The sequence below is a fragment of the Leptospira chreensis genome (assembly GCF_016919165.1).
Taxonomy (GTDB): Bacteria; Spirochaetota; Leptospiria; order Leptospirales; family Leptospiraceae; genus Leptospira_A; species Leptospira_A chreensis.
The window spans coordinates 205,405-224,793 of the sequence record NZ_JAFFPS010000057.1; the positions used below are offsets into that span (position 1 = coordinate 205,405).

General features: G+C 39.9%; 16 protein-coding genes. 2 read left to right on the top strand and 14 right to left on the bottom strand.

Going from position 1 to position 19,389, the window contains the following annotated elements:
- Positions 1–80 precede the first annotated feature (80 nt).
- From JWG41_RS15955 to JWG41_RS15990, 8 genes are all read right to left on the bottom strand, one after another.
- Positions 81–764, bottom strand: a complete 684-nt coding sequence (locus tag JWG41_RS15955; protein WP_205270808.1) for a response regulator — start codon at positions 762–764, stop codon at positions 81–83.
- 12 nt (positions 765–776) lie between these two features.
- Entirely contained in the window at positions 777–3,353 is a 2,577-nt protein-coding gene (locus JWG41_RS15960) for a sensor histidine kinase (protein ID WP_205270807.1), read from the bottom strand.
- On the bottom strand, positions 3,346–3,924 hold the full coding sequence (locus JWG41_RS15965; protein ID WP_205270806.1) for a potassium-transporting ATPase subunit C: 579 nt from the start codon (positions 3,922–3,924) through the stop codon (positions 3,346–3,348). The genes JWG41_RS15960 and JWG41_RS15965 overlap by 8 nt, the downstream gene beginning before the upstream one ends.
- Positions 3,924–5,975, bottom strand: coding sequence for a potassium-transporting ATPase subunit KdpB (gene kdpB, locus JWG41_RS15970; RefSeq protein WP_205270805.1), 2,052 nt, complete (start codon positions 5,973–5,975; stop codon positions 3,924–3,926). The genes JWG41_RS15965 and kdpB overlap by 1 nt, the downstream gene beginning before the upstream one ends.
- Positions 5,976–5,984: 9 nt before the next feature.
- Positions 5,985–7,622 (bottom strand): potassium-transporting ATPase subunit KdpA, encoded by a 1,638-nt coding sequence (gene kdpA / locus JWG41_RS15975; RefSeq protein WP_205270860.1) that lies wholly within the window; start codon positions 7,620–7,622, stop codon positions 5,985–5,987.
- A 78-nt stretch (positions 7,623–7,700) separates the two neighbouring features.
- Complete coding sequence (locus JWG41_RS15980; RefSeq protein ID WP_205270803.1) at positions 7,701–8,498, bottom strand: hypothetical protein; 798 nt, start codon at positions 8,496–8,498, stop codon at positions 7,701–7,703.
- Between the two features lie 3 nt (positions 8,499–8,501).
- Positions 8,502–9,650: an LIC10775 family protein gene (locus JWG41_RS15985; RefSeq protein ID WP_205270802.1), complete on the bottom strand. Its 1,149-nt coding sequence runs from the start codon at positions 9,648–9,650 to the stop codon at positions 8,502–8,504.
- 3 nt (positions 9,651–9,653) lie between these two features.
- A complete protein-coding gene (locus JWG41_RS15990) occupies positions 9,654–11,120 on the bottom strand; it encodes a hypothetical protein (RefSeq protein WP_205270801.1) in 1,467 nt (488 codons plus the stop codon).
- Between the two features lie 93 nt (positions 11,121–11,213).
- Between JWG41_RS15990 and JWG41_RS15995 the strand changes: the two genes are divergently transcribed.
- On the top strand, positions 11,214–11,480 hold the full coding sequence (locus tag JWG41_RS15995) for a hypothetical protein (protein WP_205270877.1): 267 nt from the start codon (positions 11,214–11,216) through the stop codon (positions 11,478–11,480).
- 25 nt (positions 11,481–11,505) lie between these two features.
- Here JWG41_RS15995 and JWG41_RS16000 read toward each other — a convergent pair whose 3' ends face one another.
- The 3 genes from JWG41_RS16000 to guaB are packed head-to-tail and all read right to left on the bottom strand — an operon-like array spanning position 11,506 to position 14,500.
- The gene (locus JWG41_RS16000; RefSeq protein ID WP_205270800.1) at positions 11,506–12,186 is read right to left on the bottom strand and encodes a 16S rRNA (uracil(1498)-N(3))-methyltransferase; all 681 of its coding nucleotides are present in this window, start codon (positions 12,184–12,186) and stop codon (positions 11,506–11,508) included.
- 4 nt (positions 12,187–12,190) lie between these two features.
- Positions 12,191–12,964: an outer membrane lipoprotein-sorting protein gene (locus JWG41_RS16005; protein WP_205270799.1), complete on the bottom strand. Its 774-nt coding sequence runs from the start codon at positions 12,962–12,964 to the stop codon at positions 12,191–12,193.
- Between the two features lie 9 nt (positions 12,965–12,973).
- On the bottom strand, positions 12,974–14,500 hold the full coding sequence (gene guaB, locus JWG41_RS16010; protein ID WP_205270798.1) for an IMP dehydrogenase: 1,527 nt from the start codon (positions 14,498–14,500) through the stop codon (positions 12,974–12,976).
- A gap of 95 nt (positions 14,501–14,595) precedes the next feature.
- On the opposite strand from guaB, the gene JWG41_RS16015 reads away from it, so the two are divergent.
- The gene (locus JWG41_RS16015; RefSeq protein ID WP_205270797.1) at positions 14,596–15,753 is read left to right on the top strand and encodes a DUF1577 domain-containing protein; all 1,158 of its coding nucleotides are present in this window, start codon (positions 14,596–14,598) and stop codon (positions 15,751–15,753) included.
- Position 15,754: 1 nt separating this feature from the next.
- Here the strand turns inward: JWG41_RS16015 and JWG41_RS16020 are convergent, their stop codons facing one another.
- From JWG41_RS16020 to JWG41_RS16030, 3 genes are all read right to left on the bottom strand, one after another.
- Entirely contained in the window at positions 15,755–17,692 is a 1,938-nt protein-coding gene (locus JWG41_RS16020; protein ID WP_205270796.1) for a B12-binding domain-containing radical SAM protein, read from the bottom strand.
- A gap of 45 nt (positions 17,693–17,737) precedes the next feature.
- The gene (locus JWG41_RS16025; protein WP_205270795.1) at positions 17,738–18,997 is read right to left on the bottom strand and encodes an EAL domain-containing protein; all 1,260 of its coding nucleotides are present in this window, start codon (positions 18,995–18,997) and stop codon (positions 17,738–17,740) included.
- 192 nt (positions 18,998–19,189) lie between these two features.
- Positions 19,190–19,354: a hypothetical protein gene (locus tag JWG41_RS16030; protein WP_205270794.1), complete on the bottom strand. Its 165-nt coding sequence runs from the start codon at positions 19,352–19,354 to the stop codon at positions 19,190–19,192.
- Positions 19,355–19,389: the final 35 nt, after the last annotated feature.

The window sequence follows — 19,389 nt, forward strand, 5'->3', positions numbered from 1 at the left end:
GATTTGCCTTAAGAATTGATTAAGATTAGAAAATGAAATTTTGGCTTAAATATTTAAGTAAGGATGCACCATTTAAAACTTTAATTACCAACCCAGCGATAACCAATTCCAGGCTCAGTAAGAAGTAAATGGGGACTACTTGGGAAATCTTCAATTTTCTTTCTTAGTTGAGTGATATGAACTCTCAAAGAATTCATTTCGTTCAGTGCCTGATCTCCCCAAATTTTTTTAATCAAAACATCATGAGTAATTACTTTACCAGAATTTTTAATGAGAAAGGTAAGAATTTGAAATTCTGTTGGAGTCAAACGAACCTGAATATTATTTTTGATGACCTGATAGTTCACAAAGTCTACCACCAGATTTTCTTTATCCCAATTAGAAGGAGTTTCTTCTAGAGGAAGACGACGTAATGCTGTGCGAATTCTTGCTAACAACTCTCCCATACTAAAAGGTTTGGTAATGTAATCATCTGCTCCTGAATCAAGTAAGGCAATTTTATCCTCTTCGGAACTCATCACTGACAAAACGATAAACGGAATTTCGGAAAATGTTCTTACTTCCTTAATGACATCCAACCCACTTCCATCTGGTAATTGTAAATCGAGTAAAACTAATTTTGGAGAATTTAATGCAACGGATTCAATGGCTTCTTTTCTAGAAATTGCTTCTATTGTTTCGTATCCTTTCGCCTCCAATGCAATACGAAGCATTTTCCGAATGGCGCTATCATCATCCACAAGAAGAATCAATTCCCTTAGCATAGTATTTCTATACTATGCTAAGAACGGTATGTCAATGAGAAAGCTTGCGCCTCCTTCTTTTCGATTCATCGCTTCAATACTTCCGCCATGTAACTCAACAATAGACTTAGAAATGGCAAGCCCGAGGCCAGTGCCAATTTTTCCCGAAGATTCCCCTCTATAAAATTTCTGAAAAATACGAGAGGAGTCAAGAGGAAGGCCACTGCCATTATCTTCTACGATCCATTGCAAACTGTTTCCATCTCTTTCCAAGGAAATCCATATTATGGAACCTGCAGGCGTATACATACATGCATTATACAAAAGGTTAAAAATTGCATGTGAAAAAAGTACTCGATCCAATTCGATTGGCAAATCGTTATCATTCAAATTGATTTTTATCAAATGATTTGTCTTATTTTTTCCTAAATAGGAAATTGCATCCTGAATGACATCAGATGGATGAACTTTTTCTTTCTTTAAAGTTAAATATCCTGATTCAATCCGACTGATATCCAATAGATTTCCGAGAAGTAAGTTCAATACAAGAGAACTTTCCTGAATTTCTTCTAAGAGCGCCTTTCGTGCAACAGTATCCGATCCAATCTCAGGATCGAGCAAAGCTGATGCAGATCCTTGTATTGATGTCAGCGGAGTTTTCAATTCATGTGATAAAGAATTAAAAACTAAATTGTATAACTTCTCAGATTCTTTTAATAAAAAATTCTTTCTTGAATCTTCTGATAGTATATCCCGATCCAAAGCTAAGGCAACTTGATTTGCCACCGTATTCAAAAGAATTTCCTGCTCTAAACTTGGTTCCGTGTTTGTTTTCACATTAATCACACCGGTGATCCCGCCAGGAGATAATAACGGATAAAATGTTGTATTGGATAATGGCAGAGTCTCCGTATATTTACCAGCTGGTTTCGCATTTTTAATGGTCCATGATGCCACAGCTAAATCTTTTGAATCCTCAATAATGGGAGTGAACTCTCCTCCTTGGTAAAAATGAAGATTTACTGGAAAAGGAAAAATACGTTTAATAAAGGAATCTCCCGTTTTGATGATCTCAGAAGCAGAAGAAGTTTTTGATAAATTTTGAGTGAGCTCATAGAGAATGGAAAGTTTTTCTTCTCTTGACCTAAGTTTAGATTCATTTTTTTTAAGCCTTGCCGTGAGTCCTCCATTGATGAGCGCAATCAACATAAAGATGATAAACATCAATGCATCTTCTAATTTAGAAATGTAAAAAGTATAAAGTGGCGGTATAAAAAGAAAGTTCCAAAAAGAAGCTGATAAAATAGCGGCGAGTAAAACCGGACCCCGACTAAAAAACATCCCGAGCACTGCTACATAAAATAAATACAAAATCGATATAGTCCAATACCCAATATAAGAAAGTAGGAATGAATTGAATAAAGTTACAAGTGATGTAAGAGCAAATACTGCAGCGTATTGTCGAATCCCAGAAGACGGGATTAACTTTTTATAAAAGTCAAATTGAAACGACCTGTTATCAAAAAAAGGAACGATGATAATTTCCACATCGCGAAGTTGCTTAATGATCTTTGAAGAAATATTTTTTTGAAATAAACCATAAAAAAAACTTTTTTTTGCTCCCCCTATCACCAAACGGTGAATTCGTTTTTCATGTACAGCAGCCAATATCCCAACAACTGGATCAGACTCATAAGAATGAACCACTTCTGCACCTAACTCTTTTGCAAAACGAATATGTGCCCGGATGGAATTTGCAGAGTCCAAATTTCGATCTTCTTCATTCTCAGAAAAAACCGCATATAATTCGGAGTTTCTCTCCAAAGCCAATCTTTTTGCATTCCTGAGAAGTGTTTTTGAATGAGGACTCGCTGAGATAGCAACCATGATCCTTTCTCGACCTTGGGGCATTCTTTTTTCCACATACTTTGCCGTATAAGTTAAAGATAATTCACGAAGGTAAGTAAGATTTTCCTTTCTAAAAAAGTTCTCTTTTGCCGAAATTATTTTTTCTGGTAAATAAACTTTCCCTTCTGATAATCTTTTTAATAATTCATCAGGAATAATATCAATTAACACCAATTCGTCGGCTCTCTCCAAAATACTATCCGGAATGGTTTCTTTTACCGGGCTTTGGATGATTTTCTCAATAGAATCGACTTGGCTCTCTAGATGTTGAACATTAACCGTAGAAAGCACATGAATCCCGGCATCAAGTAGTGAAAATATATCTTGGTATCTTTTTTTATTTATGGAACCAGGAATATTGGTATGGGCCAACTCATCAACTAACACATAACTTGGTTTTTCCTTCAGGATTCTTTCAACATCCATTTCCTCCCATACTTTCCCTCGATACTCTATTTTTTTCAATGGTATCCATTCGAGGTCTTCAATCAATACCTTGGTATCAACTCTTCCGTGGCTTTCTACTATGCCAATCCTAACTTCTTCCCCTTCTTCCTTTAAATGGTGAGCCTCGGTTAACATGGCGTAGGTTTTACCCACACCGGGAGACATCCCAAAATAAACCTTTAGAATTCCTTTTTTCTTCGACTCTTCTTGGTTGGCTATTGAGAGAAAGTCTTCCGGACGTTTTCCGTCATTCATGATTCATCTGTTTCCAGGAAAAATTTAATTTAGTAACATTGACTCGTTCACGACCCATAAAACCAAAAAGTGGATATTCCGTATGTTTCAGAATCAATTCATTTATTTTATCCAAAGGAACATTTCCCTCCTTCTCGAGAACTTTCGCCTGCTCATATGCACAAGTGGGTGTAATATGCGGATCTAACCCAGAACCAGATGTATAGAGTAATTCTTTACATCCATCTTTACTAATACCCGCAGTTTCCAATTCGAGGATTCGTTTCTCAACTAAATTCTTTAAATCCATACTAGAAGGACTTAAATTGGATGCACCACTTGGAATAGTTGTATAAGTGACTGCACTTGGGCGGTAACGAAACATTGCTTTTGATGTTGTGTTTTGGGCTAATAATTCAGAACCAAGGACTTTTCCTTTTTCAACTAACAAACTTCCATTGGCCTTAAAAGAAAAAAATGAAGATGCTATTCCCGTGACCGCAAGTGGATAAAAAAATCCTAATATTAACAAAGATAAAAATCCGAACCGAATCGCTATCTCCCATTGATTTAATGGTTCATTCGATTTCATTAAAATCCTCCTGATAAAATTAAGTCGATAAGTTTGATTCCGAAAAAGGGAAAAATCATTCCTCCCCCTCCGTAAATAATAAAATTTCGAAGTAAAGCTTGATCTGGAGACTTTGGCACATACTTAACACCGCGAAGAGACAATGGAATGAGGGTTGGAATCACAAGGGCATTGAAAATCACCGCAGAAAGAATTGCATTGTCCGGATTAGATAACTGCATGATGTTTAATGGAGCTAAGGGTAAAAACAAGGCAGGGAGGATAGCAAAGTATTTTGCTATGTCATTGGCGATACTAAATGTGGTGAGCGCTCCTCTTGTCATAAGAAGTTGTTTTCCAATTTCTACAATTTCGATGAGTTTACTTGGATTACTATCCAGATCTATCATATTACCAGCTTCCCTAGCAGTTTGTGTTCCTGTATTCATGGCCACACCCACATCAGACTGAGCAAGGGCCGGTGCATCATTCGTTCCATCCCCGATCATAGCGACCAAATATCCGTTTGCTTGTTCTTCACGAATTCGTTTTAGCTTTGCTTCAGGTGTAGCTTCAGCTATAAAATCGTCCACGCCAGCTTCTGCAGCGATGGCTGCCGCTGTGAGTGGATTGTCACCAGTAATCATAACAGTTCGAATTCCCATCCTTCTCAAATAAGCAAATCGTTCCTTTAGTCCCCCTTTCACAATATCCTTCAATTCGATAATGCCCAACAATCGATTTCCTTCGGAAACAAGAATGGGTGTGCTTCCCTTTCTTGCTACTTCATCTGAGATCGTTTGGATGGTTTGAGGAATAGATCCACCTAACGATTCGATATGTTTTCGAATGGCTTCAAAGGCTCCCTTCCGAATATTACGAATTTTCTTTCCATTCTCTGAAATCTCAACTCCACTCATCCGAGTCGAAGCAGAAAAGGGAATCCAATTTACTTCTAGAGATTTTAAGTTTCTTTCACGAATCGCATATTTTTGTTTGGCGAGCACAACAATGGATCTTCCTTCTGGGGTTTCATCTGAAAGTGAGGAAAGTTGTGCCGCATCTGCTAACTCTTCTTCTGCAATACCCTCTGACGGATAGAACTTATGTGCTTCCCGATTCCCTAGAGTAATCGTACCAGTTTTATCTAACAACAATACATGAATGTCGCCTGCGGCTTCCACTGCCTTTCCACTTTTGGCAATAACATTATACCGTATTAACCGTTCCATTCCAGAAATTCCAATGGCACTGAGTAAGGCCGCGATGGTAGTAGGGATTAAACATACAAACAATGCAAGCCATACGGAGAAATGGAAATTCCAATTTTGTCCCAATTGGTTTCCAACGAAGTTGGCAACTGGGATCAAAGATAAAACTCCCAATAAGAAAAGGATTGTGAGAGCAAAGAGAACAATACCGAGTGCCACTTCATTGGGAGTTTTTTGTCTAGTGGCTCCTTCAATCATTGAGATCATCTTATCAATAAAACTTTCCCCAGGTTTCGTTGTGATTTTAATATACAAATGATCTGAGATCACTCGAGTTCCACCAGTGACAGCAGATCTGTCTCCACCACTTTCACGGATAACCGGGGCCGACTCTCCTGTCACTGCCGATTCATCCACACTGGCAATTCCAGATATTACTTCCCCATCTCCAGGAATCGTAAAACCGGCTTCAACAAAAACAATATCATTGATTTTTAATTCGTTAGAAGCTATCTCAATAAAAACCTTATCCCCTATTGATTCTACTTTTTTTGAGATTGTTGAGGACCTAGTTTTTCGTAAATTATCGGCTCTGGCCTTACCTCTACCCTCAGCAATACTTTCCGCAAAGTTTGCAAAGAACAATGTTAAAACTAACCAAAAGAAGATGGGAAGTTCGTTATGAAACGAAATCCCGGAAAACCAATAGTATAGGATTTGTAACCAGAGAATCAAGGTACCTACCCAAACAGTGGCCATCACTGGATTCGAAAATGCATTTTTCGGAGAAAACTTTTGTAAAGCATTCCAAAACGAAACATTCAAAAGTTCCTTAGAGATCAAATTTTTAGAATTTACCATATGTTCCTCTTAAAAGAAAATTCCCTTCCCAATTAATAACTGTTCCAAGATGGGGCCGAGAGCCAAAACGGGAAAAAAAGACAGACCACAAACAATTAGGATCACACTGAAAACTAAAGTTCCAAATAACAATGTATCCAATTTAAAATTTCCATCAGAAGACTTGGTTGTAACCTTTCCACCCAAACTCCCGGCCACAAAAACTACCGCATAAATCACACTAAACCGTCCAACTAACATCGAAAAACCGAGTGATAAATTCCCCCAGTAGGAATCAGCGGAAAATCCCGCAAAGGCAGAGCCGTTATTACCAGCAGCAGAACTGTATGCATATAGAATTTGTGATAGGGCATGCGGTCCTTTCGCAGTATACCCCGAGTCTAAAAATATCGTGATTGTAGTTCCGACTAATATACAAACGGTAGGGGCAAGGATTCCAAATAGTGTCCATTTGATTTCAAAACTTCCTATTTTTTTCCCAAAGTATTCGGGAGTCCGACCAGTCATGAGCCCTGATAAAAACACTGTGAGGATTAGAAATAGAAACATTCCATACATTCCAGAACCAACTCCTCCAAAAATAATCTCACCTAACATCATTTGAAAAATAGCAACTCCACCAGCCAATGGTGAATAACTGTCGTGCATGGAATTGACAGAACCATTGGAAGCGGCAGTCGTAGAGGACAACCAAAGTGTGGATTCCGTTAAGGTAAACCTCGTTTCCTTACCCTCCCAAAAACCGGCGTGATTCCATTCCGAATCATAAACACCAACAAAACCTAAGATAAAAAAAGCCAACATCACAAAGAAAATAACCCAAGCGTGACGAAATGAATTTGTGATTTTGCCGTATAAAAATACGCATGAAGCTGGCAAAAAGAGAATCGAAAACATCTGAATGAAGTTTGATACAGGAGTTGGATTTTCAAATGGATGAGCACTATTCACTCCAAAGAAACCTCCCCCATTCGTTCCAATTTGCTTGATAGCAATTTGTGATGCGGCAGGTCCTAAGGGAATGGTCTGAGAAAGTCCATCAATTCCCAAAGTTTGTATTGGCTCTTGGAACGATTGAATGACACCTTGGCCTAGAAGTAGGATGGCGACAAAAAACGAAATGGGAAGGAGGATATAAAAGGTAGAACGAAATAAATCCTGCCAGAAATTTCCAAATTTAGTTGTCGAAGAAGATACAATTGATCGACTTACAAAAGTTAATACAGATATTCCAACTCCAGCACTGAGAAAGTTTTGTGGAGTGAGTCCCGCCATCTGTGAAAAATTACTAAGTTGACTCTCTCCAGAATAAGCCTGCCAGTTCGTATTTGTGATAAAGGAAATGGCAGTGTTTAATGCTAAATCCCAATCCATTCCAGAAATACCAAGTGAATTCATAGGTAAAAAATTTTGGTATCTTAGGATTACAAATAAGATCACTCCTCCTAGAAAATGAAACACAACCATACTGTTTAGGTATTGTTTTGGTGTTTGAGGCGGGGGATCACCGGAGTATAGGAATCGGTGGAATATAGATTCCAAGGGTAAAACCTTTGCATTTAATACAAAAGCCATATAATAACCGACAAAGGGTGAAACCAGTATCAGTAACCCAATATAAAAAGGAAAATAGAGTAACTCAACCATAAGTAGATTTTCTCATGGTTTATGCGAATCGTAAAGGGCCAGTGCCTTAAGGGATAAGATTAAGATATTAAGAAAGGATTAAGATTTTTCCTCATTCGAAAATGGAAAATAAACCATGAGAGCCCATAACAAAATGAGAAAGACAAAGAATAAAAAAGAATAAACCCCTTTGGTAAACATTTCCGAATCCATCGGTCCTCGCCAAACAAGAAACACCGAATCCTTCGCAAGAGGAAGTTCTTCCATATCCCAAACTGGTTCTAACAAAACCACCCCTCCTGTATACAAACTGGAAAGACTACATTTAAGATCTCCCTTGGAATAACAAATAGCATATAACGAAGGTTTGATTTCTCTACCAGAGATAGCACGAATGCGTTTGTATTGAAAACGAATCACAGGCCCATACACGGCCCCACCAGATCTACGCCGAACAAGAAGGGGAGAACGAAACTCACCAGCGTCTACATCATCCAAATAAAAATCTCGGAGAAACAAATACCTGTAATCCAGGTAATGTGGTACCTCTTCCGGAAGGACTTCCGTTTTTGCAGTGATCCCCAAGTAATACCCAATGGAATCCCCCAAAAACAAAATGGAATTTCCTCCTGCAAGTAAGGACAAAAAAACAGCTAATAAAATTTTGAAACCTGTTTTCTTGGAAAGTAGGATTCCCAAAAACAAAACGGGTAAAAATAAAACAAGGATGGCCCAAACAGAAATCGAAAGTGGGAAAAAGGCTCCGAACGGAAGTAATAAAATTCCAAATCCCAAAATCAGAGAAAGGCCCATCCAAAAAATAAAAAAAGAAGACGCAGGTTCCCCATTTGGTTCTGGTTTTTTTCTGTTTTGATTTTCTACAAAACCAACGAACATCCGTTACTCCTTAACTTCAAATGAACTGCGAATGGTTTGCCAATAAAGGTCTGCCGTTTCTTTTTCTCGTTTGGGATAAGACAAGGAAAGAAAGTAACCGCGAGGTGCGTTATAAAGATAATACTCTTTCATTTCCATTTCAACTGAATTTCCAATTTCATCTACCTCGGTCCATTCACTCAAATATTCCGATTTTGATTCCGTCCTTTTGAACCCGAGTTTCCGAATTTGGGTGGGTGTGAGAGAACGCATGGAATCCCAAAAACGAAAGTAATTTTTGGTAGTTCGCAGAGGTCTTGTTTTATCGAAACTAGAACCAATGGATAAAATGATTTTAGGAAGGTTTTTCTTTTTTTTACCGGAGGTTTGGAGTTTTAAGGCTTCATCCCATTCTGTTTGGCCTGCAGGTAAATAATTGGAAAGAAATTGGACAAAACGTACCATCCGGTAAATGGAATCTCTGTTTTCCCCGTAAATCCCAAGTCGATTCCCATACAATCCCTCGTAACGTAGTCTTGAGGGAAGTCGGATTCGATAACGAAAGGATTCGGATTCTAAAACCAGGGACTCTTTGGGTTGGGAATCACCCACATAACATCCATAAGGTTCGCTCACCAAATCCAAAGGGATGGTTTGGTCTGACCATTCATTGGCCGCTCTGTTTGTAATTTCATTAGAACGGATGAGCCAATTCGGGAAAAATCCAGGTTCTTTTTCTAATTTCAATCGGTAACAGAGATGGATTCCTTTCCCAAGAAATACGACTTCTTTTTCCTTACGAACCTCGTATAAAGATTCCAACTCTTTTGCGGCAATGTCGGCCTCATCACCCACAGGAAATTCTTTATAGTATTCATCATCGATGAGAAACCGCATCTGTCCCGATGGAGAAACCAAATAGTTTCGACCATGGGCATCTTTTTTTTTGACTGTGGATTGTTTGTTTTTAAATTCGGAAAGGAAACGATGGAAACTACGACTCTCCTCTTCTTCCGCATCGGGTATCCAAGGTTTTTGTAAGAGAGGATCAACAATGATTTTAGAATTTGGTTCTGGAATTAGAAAAGAAAAAGGAGAAAGGATTAGGACGAGACTGATTCCTATTTTTAGCAGTAAGTGAGAAAATAGAAGAGAGTGCTTCTCCCCTAACATGAATTATGCCTGGTATTTGGATTGGATAAAGTTCAGTGCCATAGTGAAGATCTTAGAAAAATCCTTTTTATGGTTTTCATCTGTCACCCTAGACAAAATCCCCTTGAGCAGAGTTTGCACTTGTGTGTAATTCGGAACTTCAAAAAAAGCTTTTTGGATGTATGGCCAAGCCATCTTCACCATTTGCATAAACTCAGGACTTCCTTTTTTGAATTCCTGAATCATACGATCTAACGTCAGTTTAACAACCTGGAAGTTTTTAATTTTTTTAACAATTCCAACTAAAACTTCACGACTCAAGTCAGATTTGGAACTCATCATTTGGAATAAAGAATTCCAATCCACTGGTTCATTTTTTTGTTCTTTCAGAACTTGGGTGCGTAAAGAGACGACTGCCTTTTCAAATTCAGAAAGACCACGTAGCCAATTCTGGTATCCCACTTGGTCCGCTTTGGTTTGGTATCCAGTAATGGTCTGCACCAGATCCATAAATTCTTTGACACTAAAAGATTCTAACCGTTCCAGATTCGGATCAATCGCAGCGGCTGGTTCTGGTTCTTCAAAATCAACATCGATGTCTTGCGAGAAGTCATCATCGTCAGTATTTGTATTGGAGTTACTAGATCCGCTAGCAGAAGAATCAGAATCATCAAATTCTAAATCTTCAATTTCGTATTCTTCCGAAGAAGTTGGTGTTCCGTTTTTTGAGGATGGTTCCGGGATGGGATTGTCTTTGGGGTCTGGACCGATTCTTACTTCTAAGAGTTCTCCAGTCAGATTTTCAGCAAAGGTTTCTACAATTTCCAATAGAATGGATTTGTCTTTTTCGACAATGAGGGATTGTTTTTTGGCAACGGGTACGGGAGGAGCATTGGCAACTGCCAAGGCATCGGTGAGAGAGACTGGTTCTTTTTCTGACTCCGCGCTTGCTGGCATCGAAAGGGCTGCTTTGGCAGATTCTGCCATAAGACCCTTAGGTTCGATGATCTCCCCCGTAAGAGGATTTTCAAGGACTGTTAAAATTCCTTTTTGAACAAATACAAAGTCTTTGGGGTGAGTGACTTGCAACTTCTCGACGATTTCTTCCGCCACAGAGGAAAAACTAGGAGCCGGTGCATTTTCGAGTTTGTCCAACTCTTGGGCTTTTAGTTTTTCCTGTACTTTGTTTAAAACTTCTATAAAGTTAGTATTGAGATAAGCAGAAACTTCATTCTGCGGAACACCTAACATAGTCGCAAATTGCGGGAGGTGTTCAAAGAACTGGTCGGTCTTTTTGATATTCCCCGTCATGTAGGATTTGATCTGTTTTGCGACCTCTTCCACCTTACCCGGGTCCATTTTCCTAGCTTTGAGTAGTTTTTTGAAAATATCGATATGGGCGTGGAAATAGGATAAAAATTCCCCGTAAGCGGTGAATTCAAACTCTCCGTGCGCTTTTTTTTCTAAAACCTTTTTGGAACCGTCTGACATAGTAGAATCTCATCCAATGCATAGGAAAAGTCACAAGGGTCAAGATTTTTACGAACCGATTGACGAAATGCAGGGAGAACGGAGTTTAGGAATATGAATCGTTTGTTCGTTTTGGTAGTGTTGTGTTTTGTCATGATCTTCTCTACATCTTGCACAAAGAGAGAAGACAAAACTGTGGAAAGAAACCTAATGACTTTCCTTTTGACTTGTACGGGAGGAAGCCTCGAGGCCTGTAATGCGGGTTGCGCTGCCAAATATCCAGACGTTACGGGAGATAATTACCCAGCAGCTTCTACATGTTTTAGCGCTTGCACGACCAATTGTAACTTATCCACTACCTTACTTCTACTCACCAATTAGAAGCAAAGGTAAGGCATGCAGAACTTTAAGTTCCGTATGCCAGGAAACTTGCGGCAACAATGCCTGCAGTTTCTGTACGGAGCACCCCACCCGGGAGAGTCACTTTCGGGATCTTGTTTTTTTCCATCCAATCTTCTTCGTCTGCATGAAACCCACCCTCAGGTCCAATCACAGGAATTTTTCCAAGGATTTGACTTGTACGAAAGATCTCGGACTGATGAGGATGAAATACCACCAAACTCTCTTTATGTGAATCCATCCATTCTGCTGCAGGTTCAATAGAAAGTGTGAGAAGTTCAGTTTGTTTGGACTGAGCGGCCGCTTCCTTTACGATTTTTTCGGCCCGTTCTAAATTGAATTCTTTACGAATGGAATGACGAAAGACAAGAAAAACGACAGCATCAAGTCCAATCTCTGTTACCTTTTGTAAAAAAAAATCAAAGCGGTTCCCTTTCGGTAAAGCAATCGCTACGGTTTTCCTTTCTGTTTTTCTAGGCCCTTGCGTTTCGTCTAAAAATTTTAGTTCTTTGGATTGAGGAGAAAATTGGTAATCATAAAGCCCACCCACTCCATCTCGAATTTGGATGGTGGTTTCTTCCTTACTCAGTCGTAAAGCCCGAAGGTGGGCCATCTCTTCTGGACTCAGGGAGATCGTAGGTTTTTTAGAAAACCCGGTGCGAAAAAGAATCAAACCAGGTTCTAACAAGAGTTTAACGGCTTAGGTTATCGACGGCAAACAAAGAAGCATCCGGATTTACGGATTTGTCCACTTCCTGGATTTCCCAAACCGTGATACTACCTGTATTCAAATCTAACATCTCAAGCCGTGAAGCTTTTTGAATCTCTTCCACTTTCCCGGAAGTTTCTTTTACTTTCACAGGTCCGTATTTTAAGTTTAAGGTTTTGAATAGAATCCCGTCCCGGTCATGAAAGTCGACACGGTAGGGTTTTAGGTCTTTTTTGCCCACAAGGAGGACTAACTTTTTATAAAAGTAAGGAAGGATGGGTTTTAGAGAAATGCGATAATACACCTCTCCCCCAATTTCCAAATCAGCATTTACAAGCGGGTTGTAGTTGGCCTGATAAGAATATCCAGAAAGATCCACATAGAAAAATCCAGTTCCCATCAGGGCTTCATACTTTTCATCATCTGTTTTTCGAAAGAGTTTTGCACTGAGAACATTGAAGAAAAAAACATTTTCCCCTTCATCTTTGGTGAGGAGTTTGGATTCCAATCCCCTACCCTTTCTATCGAATAAAAGAAGTGCATCTTCTCCATTGAAAAACCGGTTGATTTTCCAAGTTTCCGAAGTTCCATTCCTACGAATGAGAACGTAAGTTCCTTTCACAAGGCCTTTTCCGAAATCCATTTCTCGGTCAAGCCTTGCCAAAAGTTCCTGCGCCGACAAACTGGTATCAGGTGGCGCTTGTGCTTCTAACGAAATAAAACTAAAAAAGAATATGAAGATCCAAAGTTTTCGCATGTAAAGTTTTTATTCCGCTCTCATAGAAGGTTTTGTGTAAGAATACAAACCGTGAACACTACCTTGTGCTTGGGCCGATTCCGTCCTTCGTTCAAAACGAAGTTTTCCTTCCCGTAACGCTTTATGTATATCTTGGATGTTTCTAAATCCCATATCTTGGAAACTTTGTCTGAGTCCTTGCACAAGATAAGGAATGAGGTTGAGAACTGATCCTTTATCCACAACGTATCCGGAAACACCTTGTGCGACTTTGATCTTTTGTGACTCGGAGAAGTACCGTTTGTCTCCACCTTTACTCATTGCTTCTAAACTTGCCATTCCCCGGTATTTCTTTAGACGAATTCCATTTTCATAAAAATACTCACCAGGTGCTTCTTTTGTTCCTGCAAACATAGAACCCATCATACACATAGAAGCACCAATCGCAAGAGCGTTGGCAATGTCCCCAATATTGGAAATACCACCGTCAGCAATCACAGGAACTCCATGTGCTTGTGCATACTCCGCTGTTTTGAAAACAGCTGTTGCTTGCGCACGACCCACGGCCATTGTATCTTGAGTGATACAAATGGAACCGGGTCCCATACCAATCCGAAGTCCATCCGCACCCGCGGCAATGAGGTTTGCTGCTTGTGCTTTGGTCACGACGTTACCACCGATCACATCAATACTTGGAAAATTGGATTTGATCCATTGGATCATTTCCATTTGGTAACTGGAATTTCCTTGAGCGGAATCAATGATGATGACATCCACTCCAACACCAGCTAGAGCCGCCATTCGATCACGTGACTCAGGTAAGGTGGAAAGGGCCGCACCCACTCGCAGTCTCTTTTGATCGTCTTTGGAAGATTGAGGGAATTCTTTATTTTTTTTCAGGTCACTGCGACAAATCAGTGCTACAAGTTTGCCTTGTTTGTCTACTAGAGGGAGTTTTCCCTTTTTGCTAGTTCTTAAAATATCGTTGGCTTCCAGTAAACTAATCCCAACATTTGCGGTGATCAGTTCCGTAGTCATCACCTTACCTAGTTTGATATTACGATCTTTTTCAAAATCCACATCGCGGTTGGTAACAATACCAACTAACTTAGTATTGGCGGTTCCATCTTCAGTGATGGGAATCCCACTAAACCCGTATTTTTCTTTGACAGCATCCAAATCAGCAAGTGTATGTTCAGGAGAGAGAAGGATTGGATCTTTGATGAATCCATTTTCGTATCGTTTTACTTTACGAACGAGATCTACCTGTTCGTCGATACTGTTGTTATAATGTATAATTCCGATTCCGCCCATAAGTGCTTGTGCGATCGCCATCTCGGACTCAGTGACTGTGTCCATGGGCGAACTCATAAGAGGTCTTTTGAGTGAAATATTTTTGGAAAGTTTGGTTTCTAGTTCTACATCGCTCGGGTTAAAGTCTATATAACCGGGTAGAACTAAAAAATCCCGATACGTGAGTCCCATGTTGACCGAGAAGAGCTCTTGTCCACTGACTCCGTCGAGAAGCTCCGATCCTGGTAGGGGTTGATTTGACATAATTATCCTTCCTTTTTCTACTTTAGGTAAGAAAACTCTCCGTGCAAGAGAATTTCAGGAGAAATTTGTCCGATATTAGTAAGTAACGACCTTTTATGGATACACTAGAAAGAAGTAAGCGATCTTTGGATGTTTTTTCCGACACTGAAAAAAAACTCCATGTTTTGACGAAATTTTTATTAAACCAAGAATTGAGTTTAAAAGACAATATCCATACCGGAGAGAGTTGTTTTTTAAAAAAAGTTTCTGCAGACGGGAACAAAATCCTAGTCAGCGTACGTCCAACCATGTCCCTCTCTGTGGGGCAAAAAATCACTCTTTATAAAATTCTAGGAAGATACCTCCACCTAGAATGCACCGTCGAACAAGAAAAGGCGGAGTCTCAATACGTTTTACACTTAGATAAAATTGCGATCGCCAAAAAAGACAGAGAAAGTTCCAGGATTCCTGTTCCTCCTGGTTCCGCTTGGATCACCAATGTGGTCTCCAGCAAAGCAAAAATCGAAACAGATATGTTCCATGTTCCCACAGCAGTGAAGGTAAACTTCCAGGATTATGAAACAAAGTTAAAGAACTCGGTTGATTTTATTAAAATTTCCACCTTTAACTCGAGCGAAGACAACGAAATCATCCGCCAAATCAAAAAAACGAAGAAAGGCCTACTCCTTGAAGATGCGACAGATAAAAAATGTTACGAATCTTCACCTAACGAAGACTTTTTGGTATTTTCGGAAGAAATCGAAGAAGATATCGCGAAAGAAATCAATAACAAACGAAACCAAAAAATCAAATCCGAACTCATTTTACCCATTCTCTATCTAACTGATGAAGAAGAATCCATCCCCATTGGTTACATCCAGATGCAAAGTAAAACAGAAACCTTTGATTTACTGAAAGCTATGGAAATGAAAACTGTATGTTTTGAAATGGTGGACCGGATTCGTCATTCCAATATGATTAAGTCGGATGGAAAGTTCCCGGTGATTGATATTTCTGAGGGAGGATTGAAAGTGATCGTAGACCATCCTGATTTAATGCAAAGCCTTCCCAAACTTTCTGGATTTCAGTTTGATATATTTTTTAAAATGCAATCACCTCTCACCGCTTTTGGAACCATTAAAACGATTACCAAAAACCATGAGGGTCACCTAACAGTGGGTCTTGCGATTGCAGGTCACTCCTCTCGTTCGGGTGAGAAAAAAAGATTTTTAGAAAACGTAGAATTCTTTCGCAAACAAACCCTAAAACCTTAAGTCAAAGTTCCCCATAACCCAAAACTTCCATAGACCACTTTTCTTCTAATTTCCGAGAAGAAAAGGTAATGGCCTCTGAATCCATTTCTTCTTTGAGAAATGCAAAGTCGGAGGCATCGATTTCTTCTCCTTCGATCAAATAGAAAGCTTCCTTAGATGGATCAATACTGCGAATTCGATTTGTAGGAATGGTTTCATAAATGAGAAATGATGTCGAATCCAACTCTCGGTCTCGCCAGTTTTTTAATTCGGAATGGTTTCCATCGAATACAAAAACCAAACGGTGTTGGAGGTTTTCACCTCTATGGGCAAGGGTTCGAGAAAGATAAGAATTTCGTTTGGTTTCCAAAATAGAAACAAGTTTTGTCATCTCTTTGGGTTTCGGAAGAGAAACCAAAGGCAAAACAAAATCCACGGTACAAAAAGGTTCGGCCGTGATTCGTTCCTCGATCAGAGAAAGAATCCGAGAAAGGTCTTTTGAAAGATCTTCTGTGTGGAACCAAACACTGTGATGGCGACTCCCCGACCAGGAAGACAAACTGGATTCTGAAACGAAGTTTTTTCCGGACGCAGAATGATTTCTAGAATCAGTGAATGCGATATCGATACGATCGTTTTTTTTGGATAAGGCAGCACATAAAAACGGTCTTGGGAATTCATCCAACCTTCTTTCAAGTAAATCTTCGGCAAAGTATAAGGACTCTGTCAAATCACGAGGACTAAAAGTGGGAGTTTGGATGATGCGGTATGGGGGTGTTGGCATAAAGGAAAGTCCTTCTTTTTCGGCATCCCTACGCATCGCCGTTCCCGGAAGGACAGACAATGGAAAGGCCTGCACCCATTCTCCCAGTCCATGTTCTAAAAAGAAATGGATTCCTCTTTCCACATCATCGGGTTTGTCCCCGGGGAGTCCAATGATGAGATCAAGTAACAACTCCATCCCTTCTCCGGCAAGCATCTTGGCCACTTCTGCTACTTTATGAGGGCTGCCGTAACGTTTGACTCGTTTTAAGGTTTCTTCATTTACTGATTGCAGTCCCAGTTCCACACGAGTAAATCCCGCCTTACGGAGTTTAGTTGCCAGTTTCGGTGTCACACCTTCCGAACGTAATTCGGCAAACATAGACATACTTCCATCCGAATTCACTTCCGCAATGGCATCTAAAAAATTTTCAAAGCCTGGTCTATGGTTGAAAGTGGGATCTAAGAATACAAGTTCCTTGGCACCCTTCTCTTTTAAGTTCGAAATCAATCGAATGGTTTCTGGAATGTCTAAGGTGCGGAGATTCTGTGAAGATTTAGGATAAAAACAATAAGTACACTGTGATTTACAACCACGCACCGTTTCTAAATAAGTGGAACGTCTGGGATCCACTTGCAAATGTCCAGTGGTATAAGGAGAAGGAAAGTCAGTCAAAGGAAAGTCTGCTGCCGCTTGTTTTCCAAAGGAAGTGAGAGATCCGTTATCTAAACGGTAAGCCACATTCTCTAAACCTTCCAAGGAAGACTTAGAAAGTAAGGCGCGCATCAAAGAACGAAAGCTATGTTCTGCCTCGCCGGATACAGCAATGTCATAACCCTCTTCGCTTAAAACATAAGGGTTGTCTTCATTGACCTCGGGTCCACCGATAAGAATGGTTGTTTCTGGATTTCGTTTTTTAACTTCTCTTGCAATATAAAGACTACGTTCTGTGTTCCATAAATAAAGAGAGAGTCCGAGAAAATCAGGTCCTTCTTTGGCAATTCGGTCAATGAGTTCCCGGTCTCCCAAAGAATCGGTATCTTCTGGAGAAACGACATAAGGACTCACCCCAAGGACTGGATCTTCTTTGGATTCGAGGCAACTCGCCAAACTAGCAGCTGCTAAAGGAACGTTTCCGGTGGCTGCATAGTAGGATGGTGGCGGAACTGGTAATTGCAAAAATTGTATTTTTGCCATATCTTCTGCCAGTATCCACCGAGAGAGGGATTTTCGCAAAACCTTTCAGGAACGAGAGACCACCACATCGATAAATAAAATCAAGTTTTCAGAGAGGTTCCTCGCGAATGTCCGTAACATCATCCGTTCGGAAATGTCATGATACATTTGAGAGAGAGTCCAAGCATCTCGACTGGTTTTGGATTTGTGAAGGTGTTCAAAAAAATAAGGCCGAAAGGACCAGTTTTTACCTAAAAAGGAATAGTCCGGTTCCATTTTTCCGGACTGGTCCCGCGAATAATTGGGTGAGACCTGGAATCCTAATGGGTTTGTGATGTACATCCGAAAGAAATTTCCATCTCCAAAAACATTAGTTTCAAAATCTCCCTTCCATTCCCAAATTCCATTGTCTTCGGTAAACCCCATCATGATTTCAGAAAGTTTGTCCTTCCAAAGGGTTTCCCATTCAATCTGACGATTCATCTCTCCTTGTTTGCGAGCATGAAAGTATTCGAGAGAGGACTGCATCTCTGTTCGGTATTCAAAACGTTTGGCAAAGTATGGTTCTGGTTTGGCAAAATAAAACCCTTGGATGTATCTGGCCCCATAGTTTAGAGCATTATAAAGTTCGTCTTCCGATTCAATCCCTTCAAAAAGAAGACTACTTCCGAGAGACTCACCTAACTTTGATAAATTGAGTAAAATCTCTTTGAAGTTTCTTGAGAAGGTTGACCTACGTAACATTTGTAAGTCGACTTTGATAATCTCTGGATGAAAAAGTCCAATCCGGTCTAAGTTACTGGCTTCCGATCCGGCATCGTCAACAGCAATCGAAAATCCTTCCTGCCGATACAAATTCAGAACCGGTCGCAAAAGTTCTAAGTTGTGAGGAAACCGTTCTTCGGTAATTTCAATGACAATCCGCTCCGGATCCACACCCACTTCTCTGACCATTCGAATGGTTTGCGGGAGTGCTGTTTCCAATTGTAAGAGAGCATGGTACATTACGTTCGGTGAAATATTTAAAAATAACTTGGTTTCGGGTGGTGCTTCTTTCGCGAACTTTTGTAAGGCAGCAAAACGAATTTCTTCGTCGACTTGTTTTTTAAGATAAAAGATTTCATCGTAACCAAAGGTTTGGGATAAAAAGAAATCTCCAAGACTGACAAGCCCTTCCGGTGTGGAAAGCCTTCCTAAAAGTTCGTATCCGTAAATACCAGTGGATTCGGACGAGAGGATGGGTTGGAAAACGGGAACGAGAGTTCCGCCAGACAACAAATCTTTCCATTCTCGTAAGAATTTATGACTTTCTCTTTCTGTGATCATAGATGGATACAGAATCTATATTGCAAGATCGGTACCAGTAAGCATTGTAGGGAATATTACTGCATTTTGCTTAAGAGAGAGGCATTAGAGAACAAAGTGGGGGAAAAAGAGGAAATGGTGCTTACTGAATAAGCAAAATGGTAAAAAAAAACCATCCAAGTTGCCCGGGATGGCTTCCGCTTTGAGTAGTAATTACTTAATGTCTCTAGCTCTTGTTTTGAAAGACTCATCCAATTTTGGCTTTTTAGAAGGTTTTGGTTCTTCCACAACTGGTGTTTGTTTAACTTCTTCAGAGGCACAGTTAATCATAAATACAGCCAAAAAAGCAATGATTAGGATAGACGAAATTTTTTTCATGTTTTTGCTCCTTAGACTAAATTGCCGAGTTTAGT